The sequence below is a fragment of the Neisseria sp. P0021.S007 genome (assembly GCF_051956855.1).
Genome location: NZ_JBQCXA010000141.1, coordinates 1 through 1,063, shown reverse-complemented (window position 1 = coordinate 1,063; position 1,063 = coordinate 1). Strand labels below are relative to the sequence as shown.

Genomic DNA, 1,063 nt, shown 5'->3' with positions numbered 1-1,063 from the left:
GTATTTGCTCAACCCACTTTAATCATATCCTTCTGTTGTATTTATGCAGTACGAAATGATTTATTCCATTATTCTAAGCATAAAAATACAAATACGGTTGTCTGTTTTTGTAAATAACCTCAAAATTACAAAATCATAACGGCCGCACTCTGTCGGCCGATTATTTTATTCTTAATCCTTCGCAAAATATAAAAGCAAACCGATGAATGCTCAACAATATGAAGAATCTTTTCTTATAGCAGAAAAATTGATCACTCAAGACCCTCCTGACTTTGCACGAGCCATCCCATTGCTCTGCGAGGCAGCAGAAGCCGGGCATGTTGAGGCCGCATTTCAGCTAGCAGGATACCTGATTGAACACCACGAAAATGCTCAAGATTTAGCAATTGCAGTTGAATATTTAAAGCAAGCTGCAAGAGGTGGTCATCCATACGCCCGCTATAATCTTCTACAGTTACAAGAAAATAATGGAATAGAAATAGAAAAACTCATTGCAGCCTATCAAGAGCTTGCTGAAGAAGGATTAGCCCCAGCACAACTACGCCTCATGCGTTTATATGCAGATAATGGCAATGACCAAGAAGCAGTCAAATGGGCATTGAAAGCTGCCGAACAGCAAAATCCTCAGGCGCAATACTTCTTAGCCCAACATTACCAATATTCCAGCTCTTCTGATTTGGAATATTCCCATAAACTTTATCAGCAATCCGCTGCACAGGGATTTATTGCAGCACACTGGCAACTCGGTCTCCAATACAAATTGGGGCAAGGTGTCGCACAAAATCCTGAAAAAGCAATCGAACATTTACGTATTGCCGCCGATTACGACATTGTTCCAGCGCAAACTTCTCTTGCGGAACTCTTAGCCGCATCAAATCCTGCTGAAGCATTGGAATGGTTTGAAAAAGCTGCCGCACAAGGTGACAGCAATGCGAATGTAGCACTTGCCGAAATCTATCTGCTAGGCAAAAACACCGAACGAGACCCTCAGAAGGCCTATCAGCACGCTAAATTTGCTGCTGATCAAAATGATCCGGAAGGTTTGCGCCTTTTAGGTGATATC

The 1,063-nt window shown here is 42.1% G+C and carries 1 protein-coding gene; it reads left to right on the top strand.

Translation table 11 applies throughout. The features are described from left to right. Positions 1-202 precede the first annotated feature (202 nt). Positions 203-1,063: tetratricopeptide repeat protein (locus ACTHUR_RS11770; protein WP_440398691.1), on the top strand; the 861-nt coding region annotated here is incomplete at its 3' end.